This window comes from Microcoleus sp. S36b_A4 (assembly GCF_036700645.1).
Taxonomy (GTDB): domain Bacteria; phylum Cyanobacteriota; class Cyanobacteriia; order Cyanobacteriales; family Microcoleaceae; genus Microcoleus.
This window is the reverse complement of the sequence record NZ_JAUBPI010000070.1, coordinates 26,007-33,584: the sequence shown is the minus strand read 5'-3', so window position 1 is coordinate 33,584 and position 7,578 is coordinate 26,007. Positions and strand designations below refer to the sequence as shown.

7 protein-coding genes are annotated in these 7,578 nt (G+C 46.1%); 1 reads left to right on the top strand and 6 read right to left on the bottom strand.

Features of this window, described 5'->3' with window-relative positions; genetic code table 11:
- Positions 1–345: 345 nt before the first annotated feature.
- Positions 346–1,104: a hypothetical protein gene (locus tag QUA03_RS20425; protein WP_333214425.1), complete on the top strand. Its 759-nt coding sequence runs from the start codon at positions 346–348 to the stop codon at positions 1,102–1,104.
- 1 nt (position 1,105) lies between these two features.
- On the opposite strand, the gene proB is transcribed toward QUA03_RS20425, so the two are convergent.
- The 6 genes from proB to QUA03_RS20395 form a co-directional block, all read right to left on the bottom strand.
- Entirely contained in the window at positions 1,106–2,215 is a 1,110-nt protein-coding gene (gene proB, locus QUA03_RS20420) for a glutamate 5-kinase (protein WP_333214423.1), read from the bottom strand.
- Positions 2,216–2,460: 245 nt separating this feature from the next.
- Positions 2,461–2,982: a YqeG family HAD IIIA-type phosphatase gene (locus QUA03_RS20415; RefSeq protein WP_333214421.1), complete on the bottom strand. Its 522-nt coding sequence runs from the start codon at positions 2,980–2,982 to the stop codon at positions 2,461–2,463.
- A gap of 142 nt (positions 2,983–3,124) precedes the next feature.
- Positions 3,125–4,249 (bottom strand): endolytic transglycosylase MltG, encoded by a 1,125-nt coding sequence (mltG, locus tag QUA03_RS20410; protein WP_333214419.1) that lies wholly within the window; start codon positions 4,247–4,249, stop codon positions 3,125–3,127.
- A gap of 247 nt (positions 4,250–4,496) precedes the next feature.
- Complete coding sequence (locus QUA03_RS20405; RefSeq protein ID WP_333214417.1) at positions 4,497–5,075, bottom strand: DUF3727 domain-containing protein; 579 nt, start codon at positions 5,073–5,075, stop codon at positions 4,497–4,499.
- A gap of 313 nt (positions 5,076–5,388) precedes the next feature.
- Positions 5,389–5,847 carry a Holliday junction resolvase RuvX gene (ruvX, locus tag QUA03_RS20400; protein WP_333214416.1) on the bottom strand — a complete coding sequence of 153 codons (459 nt, stop codon included), beginning with the start codon at positions 5,845–5,847 and terminating at the stop codon, positions 5,389–5,391.
- A 269-nt stretch (positions 5,848–6,116) separates the two neighbouring features.
- Positions 6,117–7,448 carry a GNAT family N-acetyltransferase gene (locus tag QUA03_RS20395; protein ID WP_333214414.1) on the bottom strand — a complete coding sequence of 444 codons (1,332 nt, stop codon included), beginning with the start codon at positions 7,446–7,448 and terminating at the stop codon, positions 6,117–6,119.
- Positions 7,449–7,578 lie beyond the last annotated feature (130 nt).

The window sequence follows — 7,578 nt, the reverse complement described above, 5'->3', positions numbered from 1 at the left end:
AGATTTTAGATTTTAGATTTTAGATTTTAGATTTTAGATTTTAGATTTTAGATTTTAGATTTTAGATTTTAGATTGGAAGCATTGACCCCACGGATAAATTCAGGGGCTGGCTTATCGGATACAGGTTTTTTATTTTTCCGTCCTGAGTCTGCTTTCGGAATGAATCCGGGGGCTTGTATCTGGGATGCTTTCCGTCACAATTTGCTGTGACTGCAAACACTCTTACCTATGATCTCAAATACAAATATGTATGATAATAAACACAATTATTTTGGCTCGAAAATATAGATAATTAACTGAGGTATGAAGATTATCTTGACAGCAAATATTCAGGCGAAAAAAGTATGAAAGCCATTGTAGCATTCATTGAACCCAAAAAGCAAGAGTTTACCAAATTGCCCTTGTTTGACTTTCTAGCCAACAAACACATTCACGCGAATCAACGACTAATTTTTGCACCTGTACTCGCTCCTTTGGCTGTGGGATTGAGCGATTTAAATAAATATGTATTGCGAGAATCTTCTAGTAATAACAAAGTTCAGGAACTAATTAATAAATATACTTATAAAAAAAACTATTACTGGCACGACTATCTAGAATACCTAGAGGAACTGGGCTTAAATCAATTAATAAGTTACGGCGACTTCAGACTGCTTTGGGGTGAAGAAACTAAAAAAACTCGCTCGCTTTGTTCAGTGATCGAACGCTACGCTTGGAAAGCCTCTCCCATTCAGAAACTGGTGTTAGTGGAAGTCCTCGAAGGAACTGCCCAAGTTTTTTTTGAGGCAGCGCTAGCAGTGGTAATGGAATTACAGCAAATTAACCAAAAAGAATCTGTTGATTTTGGAGGAGGTTATGGGGGTTTAGAAAATTATCACCTTTTAAACACGCCAGAGATGCTGGAAGTTTTAGCAGAGATCAAACTTACAGGTGCGGAATACCAAGCAGCTTTAGAATTAGCACAAAACTTATTTGAACTGTTTACAGAAGCGATGAACGAGCTGTTCCAACACAGCCAAACAAATTCTTGCAAGACTGTGCTGCAAATATCCCCAATTTCTGCCTTCGCTCATTGCCCGATCGACTGTCTCGATATTTGTTAGTTTAAACAATCACTAAATTATCTCGGTGTACCGCCGTTTCTACGCCTGCATAGCCTAAAATCTCAGCAATTTTTTCTGACTTGCAGCCCTGGATTTGTCTCAGTTCTAAACTGCTATAATTCACAAGTCCTCTAGCAATTTGCTTGCCGGCTGCATCGCACAACTGCACGGAATCATCAGCTTGAAATTCTCCTTCTACTTGAGCAATACCCGCAGCTAAAAGCGATTTTCCACCCTGGGAAATTGCCTTGACCGCACCCGCATCTAAATATATTTTTCCTGCTGGAATTAGCACGTTAGCTATCCAGTGTTTGCGAGCGTTTACAGGGCGCGGTTGAGGCTCAAATTGAGTGCCGATCGACTCTCCGTTGAGTATTTTATCGATATTACCAGGAAAGCAGCCGTCAGTGATAACAGTCCGCACTCCCGATGCAGTTGCTATTCTCGCCGCTTCAATTTTTGTCACCATTCCGCCTGTTCCCCAACCGCTGCGGGAATCTCCTGTTTGCACCTGAAATTCTGTGAGCTGTGCCATACTTTGGACTAGGGCGATCGGCTGCGCGTCGGGATTGCTGCGCGGATCGGCCGAATACAGCCGATCGACATCTGTGAGTACAAACAACCAATCTGCTTCTACCAAACTCGCTACTAGCGCCGAAAGCGTGTCGTTATCGCCAAATTTGAGTTCGTCTACCGCTACTGTATCGTTTTCATTGACGATCGGAATCACTCCCAATCTGAGCAGTTGCTGAAAAGTATTGTAAGCATTAACATAACCATTACGCTGCACTAAATCGCCCCTGGTGAGCAATACTTGAGCGATCGGCTGTTGCAGAGTAGTAAACAAGTCATCGTACACCCGCATCAGCCGCCCTTGGCCCACAGCCGCCACAGCCTGTTTCATAGCAATGTTTCGCGGGCGTTCCGTCAAACCCAAGCGCGCGCAGCCAACTCCAACCGCACCGGAAGAAACCAAAACTACTCGATGGCCTTGCTGCCGCAAATCAGCTAAAATTTCGACCAATGCAGCAATAGTTGAAAGAGCTAAGTTTCCGGTAGTCGATCGAGTCAGAGTCGAAGTTCCAATTTTAACAACAATAGTTTTAGTCATTAGTCAGTAGTCATTAGTCAGTAGTCGGTAGTTATTAGTTATTAGTGATAATATCATTTCCAGTAGACATCTCCAATAATTATTGTGGAACAGGCAGGATGCCTGTTCAAAGCTGGCTTTTCTGGAGATGTCTAGTTGATTATAACCAATACTGTAGGGGCGGCTTCACCAAAATCTATGATTCACGTCGTGGATATTTATAAACCCGCCCTCCGCATTAATAGCTAATGACTAATGACTACTGACTAATCTTTAATTTTCAGAGAAGCCCCCAAAGCTTGAGAAACCCAAACTTCAAAAGAGCGCACCGGATACTTGCGAAGCGCATAGCCAGCATCAACCATTGGTTCCACTAAAATAGTAAACATACCCAAACGATTGCCTGCTAAAACATCAGTAAAAAGTCGATCGCCCACCATCGCCACCTGTTCCACCGGCAAATTCATCGCATTAATAGCCCTTCGCAACTTGCGGCGCGACGGCTTAGCCGCACCCGTGATGTAAGGTAGATTCAAAGACTCAGCAATCCGACCGATCCGAGTCTGACTTAAATTATTGCTCGCCAACCATAGCGATACTACGGGTTTTATTTCTTCCACCCACAGGGTGAGTTCAGGAGAAGCATTCATTGCTGTGATGGGAACGAGAGTTTCGTCCACATCCAAAACTAATCCTTTAATATTATATTCCTGAAGAATATCAGCCGTTAACTTCATGACTGAATCGCCTAGAACTAAGTCAGGCTGTAGTATTTTACCCCAAGTCATAATGATTTTAGATTTTAGGTTTTAGATTGACAAATAAGAAATTGGAAGTTAAAGATTAAAAAAGTAAAAAATCAAAAGTGAATAATTATTGCTTTTGCTTTGTGACTTTTGACTTTTTACTTTTGTATTAGTCATTGCCCATTTATTGAGTCGATCGCACTTTTTGGTCAACTTGAGCCACAGCAGCATTGTGTTCGGCCAGAGTGCGACTGAAAATGTGAGTGCCGTCGTACCGCGCCATAAAGTACAGGTATTCTGTATTTTCAGGACTCAGAGTCGCTTCCAGACTTGCTATTCCCGGAGATGCGATCGGAGTTGGCGGCAAGCCTACATTGATATAAGTATTGTAAGGAGAAGGCGTTTCTACCTGCTTGAAAGTCAAAGGCTTCTCCTTAGTTTGCCTAATGCCGAGGGCGTATTCAACCGTAGGGTCAGAACCCAAGGGCATACCCTGATTCAGACGGTTGTTGAATACCCCTGAAATTCTATTGCGCTCGCTCGCCACCACAGCCTCTTTTTCCACAATACTCGCCAGCGTCACCCACTCTTTCAAATCCAGCTTAGTATTCTTCTGATTCTTTTGATAGATCGGCAAAGCCAACTGCTCGAAGCGACCGAGCATTTGCTTGATGACAGCTTCCGGGCTAATTGCATCTCCGTCTAGCTGATAAGTATCCGGGTACAAAAACCCTTCCAAGTGAGGCAATCCGCTCGGTAGCCAAGGGTACTGAGCGTAGGGAACTTGACTCGCCACCGCCATAAAATTTTTAGCCGGAAAAAAACCTTGCGCTTCAAAATAAGCGCTCATTTGTTGCAGCGACCACCCTTCTGGAATAGTGAAACTCTGCTGTGCGACTTCGCCCTTCCAAATTTTGTCAGCAACTGCACTCAGAGGCTGAGTAGGCGAAAGTTGGTAAGTTCCTGCTTTAAAACCTCCCTCGCGGTTTTGCAGAGTCAGCCAGCGGGCCCACATATTCCATGCCGAGCTCGATCGAATCAACCCCGCGGCCTCTAAATCCCGGCCAATTTTTTGACTGGGAGTACCCTCCGGAATTTGGATCGAAACAGCAGCATCCTCTGCCGGATTTCCCGATGAGGATGTGATTTTAGGTGGCGCCGAAGCCCAGCTCCACCAAGCCCAGCCCTGCCAAGCGCAAACCCCCCAGATTGCCGGCAGCAAGGCCAGATAAAACAACCATTTAGAGACTTGCGGAGTACCTTTTCGGCTCTCGCGCGTGCTGCTTTTTGTCATTTGTTCTTTATTCATAGTCCGTTGTCCTGGATAAGCGGCGGTTAACTAGCGACTAATGACTGATGACCTGCGATTGATGACCGAAAAGTTACGAATACAAGCCATTTAAAAGACCCAATTCACGCGGCTCAATTCAAAAGCCCGATCGCGAAGGCAGAAGCGGCCATCTAGAAAAAGTTCGATCGGGCGAGCAGTTTACTTTTTTATAAAATAGTAAAAAATTCTGCTTTTTGCCATCAGGCCTTGTGCCTGCAATTAATATCTAATCAAGCTCGTCAAAGAACTGGTCTTCCAGCATAGGTAACATCGGTTCCAGCCTTTGGAACTCTTCTTCTGAGAGCAATTCTGGCTTGCCGTCCTCATCCATTCTAGCCAAGATAAAGAACGGGTCTAAAGGCGTATAAATGGCATATTCCTGTTCTTCGTGGTAGAAACTGGTCAGCCACATCAGTTCCTCGAAATCGGACTCCTCATCTGGATCGACATCGGATGCCATATCCTCTTCTGGAAATTCCGGCAATTCGCCAACCACAGTCAGCGTCACCGCCGTGCGTCGGAGCGTCAAGTTCTGCTCTTGCAGGACCACTTTAGCGGTATCAAAAATTTTATCAATTTCGGTCTCGTCTTCTACAGGAATTGCGGCTTCGTCGTTATCGTCTCCGTGCCAGGTAAAAATTTCTACTGGCGAGTCAATTGGCAGCAGCAAAGCGTATTCTTCACCTTCTAGGTTCATAGAATATTCTATGTTGCAAGTCAGCGATCGCCCAACTTCATCCGTCAAGGTGACGGACTCTTCGTTGGAATTGCCATTCTCTTTTTTGCGGTATGGGGATGAGGACATCGCGTGTATCTTAGTTTTCCGTCAATAATTCAGTAACGTTGGCTTGACAATTGGGAATTTTCGTGGCGATATTCTGGCTAAGTGGGCAATCGCCAGTCCACAAGCTTAAACCGCGAGACTCGCGGCCTTTTCCACAGGCGAGGAGTGCAGCGGTTAAATCTCAGTCGAGTCAGCAAGCGACACTGAGGACAAATCACGATTTTGTGCTTCTTCAGTACCAAGGGTACAGCAGAATTTTCTCCAGTTTGTCAAGGGTTACAGGTGTGCGTAGCAAACTTGCACAACCAGGATATCACGCCTTTGTTACCACCTATCAAGGATTGGGAAGGGCGGAGATATTTTGCCTCCGCTCGTCTAGCCACTGCTGCAAAATCAGGGCCGCTGCTTTGCGATCGATCGCACCCTTATTTTGCGACAGGGAAATCCCTTGTGTTTTCATCAATTCCTCTGCCTCAACCGAAGTCAGGCGCTCGTCCACGTATTCTAGGGGGAGCTCTAAGGCTGTGGCGATGCGAGTAGCATATTTCTGCACTTGTCGGGCTTGAGTGCCTAATTCTCCGCTCAGGGAGTAGGGCAAGCCTGCAACCAAAATTTGAACTCTCCGCTCTCGCACGATTTCTCGGAGATAAGCTACGTCTTGATCGAAGGACGATCGTACAAGTGTTGTAATGCCCGTAGCTATTAAACCAGTGCCGTCACACCCGGCGATGCCGACTCGTTTAAGGCCGATATCTAATCCCAGGGCTGAAATCCATAATTTATCGTTGGACATTATCAATCAAGCAATTTTAGATTTTAGATTTTAGATTTTAGATTTTAGATTTACTTCTTTGTTAGTTGCCGATTTTTTTTAACGAACCGCGAAGACGCGAAGAACGCGAAGAAAGAAGATAAGAAAGTAAGAAGAAGATAGGTAATCTTAGGTTGATATCAATCAAAAGCAGAAGGGAAATTTGGGGATGGTGACAGAAAAAAGTAATTTCTTTGATGATTACTTCTATTTTTTTCTGTCTTCTACCTTTGACCTTCTGCTTTCACTTATTAAGAATTGAGTTCTCCCGGCCAGCCGCTGTCTAGAGGCAACTCTGACAAATTTAAAGGCAAAATGCTGCTGCCATCAGTTGCTGCTGATTCGGAATTTGGGCCGCCCAATGGGTTAACTTGATTGGTTTGGCTGTTTCCTGAGTCAGCCAACAGCGGTTTAATCTCAGACGACGCGGGCCCTGCTGCTGCTTCCCCAGCCATCGGGCCGAGCCAGGACATCCGGCCCGGTACGGGTTTGCGAGTTGGCTGGAAGCTTTGCAGCATTTCTGATAGCTGGAGTCCTTCGAGAGAGACCAACTTGGACTCGCGCAATTTGTGCCACACCGATCGAGACATTAGCAAACTGTGTTCCACGCGCACTGCTCCAAATTGCTCTAAATAAGCTTCCCGTTCCGGCTGATAGTCAGCGGAAGCCAGTTGCAGGCTTTGAACCGGAAAATCTTGAACGAGGCGCGCCATCTGGGACAGTAGTTCTGGGTACAGCCAAGTGTAGGCCGGGTGTACCGTCAACTGGGCAACGTGCGGTTGCTGGCCGTTGCGGGATAGCTGCACCTGAAAATAGCCGATCGCGGCTTTGCGCTGCGGTTCAAACACGTAGCCGCTGACTACTTCTGTTTTGCCCAGCCACTGTCTGACACCTTCGACTAAAGCGCCGAAAAAACTGGTTTTGAAATCTTGAATGTGGCGATCGAATACTTGGCGCACCAGGGGCGGCATAGACGCGGTATCCAGTTGATAGAGCAACTGAGCGTCGGCGTTGCTCACAGGCAGCAGGTTGGGCAAATCTGGGGTCGAGCTTGCCATTTCTTGCAGGCGTTCTGGGGCGATCGTCCAGTAAGTCATCTGGGCCAAAGGCTGAAACCCGTTTTGCCGGTACAAAGCCAAGGAAGTGTTGTCGCCGACATTCACTTCCAACAGCCACGTCCGCGCCTCCCAGACTGCCTCAAAGCAGTACCGCAGCAGCATGGAACCAATTCCTTTGCTGCGGGCTTCTGGGTCTACTCCTATGCGATCGATCCGCCAAGTGCTGCGGGTGCGGTTGAAAGGAGAAATCTGAATTATGCCCTTAACGCTCCCCTCTTCTTCGGCAACATGGGCCCGGAACAGGGACTGACAAGGGTTGGGAAACAAGCTAAAAATCTTTAGTAGTCCGTACCAGCGACGTATCTGCTGCAACTTTCTACCTATTACCACGTCGCAGCTTGCGCCCTTGCGGTTTTCTGGCTCTTCGGCTGTTTCCGCGCACAGTTGTTCCATCACCTCGATATCGCGATACTGAAACGGGCGAATCACAACCTGGTTTGGGTTTTGGGAGGGAAATGAAGTCATAGCATAAAAGTGGAGAATGGAAATTTAAAAATAAAAATTCAGAAAGGGGAAGAGTTAGATAAGTTTGGAGTTTTGAATGGGTAAATTTTGATTTCAAAACTTATAACTTTTGATTCTTCTCCCTTTCTTG

Excerpts from the sequence above, each read along its gene's own strand:
- QUA03_RS20425 (WP_333214425.1), top strand. The coding sequence starts at position 346 with ATGAAAGCCATTGTAGCATTCATTGAACCCAAAAAGCAAGAGTTTACC.
- proB (WP_333214423.1), bottom strand. The coding sequence starts at position 2,215 with ATGACTAAAACTATTGTTGTTAAAATTGGAACTTCGACTCTGACTCGA.
- QUA03_RS20415 (WP_333214421.1), bottom strand. The coding sequence starts at position 2,982 with ATGACTTGGGGTAAAATACTACAGCCTGACTTAGTTCTAGGCGATTCA.
- mltG (WP_333214419.1), bottom strand. The coding sequence starts at position 4,249 with ATGAATAAAGAACAAATGACAAAAAGCAGCACGCGCGAGAGCCGAAAA.
- QUA03_RS20405 (WP_333214417.1), bottom strand. The coding sequence starts at position 5,075 with ATGTCCTCATCCCCATACCGCAAAAAAGAGAATGGCAATTCCAACGAA.
- ruvX (WP_333214416.1), bottom strand. The coding sequence starts at position 5,847 with ATGTCCAACGATAAATTATGGATTTCAGCCCTGGGATTAGATATCGGC.
- QUA03_RS20395 (WP_333214414.1), bottom strand. The coding sequence starts at position 7,448 with ATGACTTCATTTCCCTCCCAAAACCCAAACCAGGTTGTGATTCGCCCG.